Raw genomic sequence first — 1,606 nt, forward strand, 5'->3', positions numbered from 1 at the left:
CCGGAGGTCGTATGCCTCCAAGGGGGGCGGGTCCATCCCATTAACAGGCTGCTAGCCGATCCCCAGCAGGTCCAGCAGCTCGAAGCACAGGGCCGCCACCAGCCCGGCGGCCGGGATGGTGAGCACCCAGGCCACCACGAGGTTTCCGGCCACGCCCCAGCGCACGGCCGAGAAGCGCTTGGAGGCCCCCACGCCGATCACCGCCGTGGAGATGGTGTGGGTGGTGGAAATGGGCGCGCCCATGGCCGAGGCCCCCAGGATCACGGCCGAGGCCGCCGTCTCGGCGGCGAAGCCGTGCACGGGCTCCAGCTTGAAGATCTTGTGGCCCATGGTCTTCACGATCTTCCAGCCGCCCATGGCCGTGCCCAGGCCCATGGCCAGCGCGCAGCTGAGCTTCACCCAGAAGGGGATGGCCACGCCCTCCTGCACCCCGAAGATCACCAGGGCCAGGGTGATGATGCCCATGGTCTTCTGGGCGTCGTTGAGCCCGTGGCTGGTGGCCATGAAGGCCGAGGAGAGGATCTGCAGCTTCTTGAAAGCCGTGTTCACCGTGCGCGGGTGGGCCTTCACGAACATCCATGTGAGGGCCACCATGAGCAGGTAGCCGCAGGCGAAGCCCGCCAGGGGCGAGAGCACCAGGGGCAGCACCACCTTCTTCAGGATGGAGGCGTAGCTGGGGGCGTCCCAGCCGCCGTAGGCCACCGCCGCGCCCATGAGCCCGCCGATGAGCGCGTGAGACGACGACGAGGGGATGCCCAGCCACCACGTGAGCAGGTTCCAGAAGATGGCCCCGAACAGGGCCGAGAGCACCAGAATGCGGCACCCCGAGACCATGGCCGGGTTCACGATGCCCGAGCCCACGGTCTGGGCCACCTCCGTGCCCAGGAAGGCCCCGAAAAGGTTGAGCGCGGCGGCCATGAGCACGGCCGTGCGCGGCGAGAGCACCTTGGTGGACACCACCGTGGCGATGGCGTTGGCCGAGTCGTGCGCGCCGTTGGTGAAGTCGAACACCAGGGCCACCAGCACGATGAAGGCCAGGAGGAGGGAGAATTCATGCATGTTTCAGGAGCACCCCTTCGAGCACGTCGCTCAAGCGTTCGGCGCGTTCCACGGCCTGCTCGATGCGCCCATAGACGTGGTTCCATTTGATGATGTGCAGCACGGTGGCCATCTCGCCGTCCAAGTGCGGGGGCTGCTCGTAGAGTTCGCCCAGGCCCACCATCATGAGCATCTCGCACTCGTACTTGTGGTTCTTGATCACCTCGATGTGCTCGTGGGCCTGCTTGCCTTTGGAGAGCTTGTCGAGCACCTGCCCGGCCTCTTCCACCATGATCTTGAGCGAACGCGCGATGCGCCTCGAAGGGTAGAGCACCTCGCCGCAGCCCAGAAAGCCGATGCGCAGCGCGGCGGCCTTGATGATGTTGATCAGGGCCTCCTGCGTGATGTTGATCTGGTGGATGTCCTCGCGGTCGATGGGCGTGATGAACGTGGAGGAGAGCTCCAGGGCGATGTTGCGCGAGATGGTGTTGGCCTCGGCCTCGATGATGTTGATGCGCGTGCAGCGGTCTTCCACGTCTTCGAAGTCGTGGAAGATGTCGTCGAGGAT

General features: G+C 65.7%; 2 protein-coding genes. Both read right to left on the reverse strand.

The annotated features are described in order from the left end of the window. Positions 1-51: 51 nt before the first annotated feature. Positions 52-1,059, reverse strand: a complete 1,008-nt coding sequence (locus ACV4UX_RS13555; protein WP_491593812.1) for an inorganic phosphate transporter — start codon at positions 1,057-1,059, stop codon at positions 52-54. Next, positions 1,052-1,606, reverse strand: a 555-nt coding sequence (locus tag ACV4UX_RS13560) for a DUF47 domain-containing protein (protein ID WP_491593813.1), incomplete at its 5' end; no start/stop codon positions are given. The genes ACV4UX_RS13555 and ACV4UX_RS13560, both read right to left, overlap by 8 nt.

This window comes from Fundidesulfovibrio sp. (assembly GCF_058402725.1).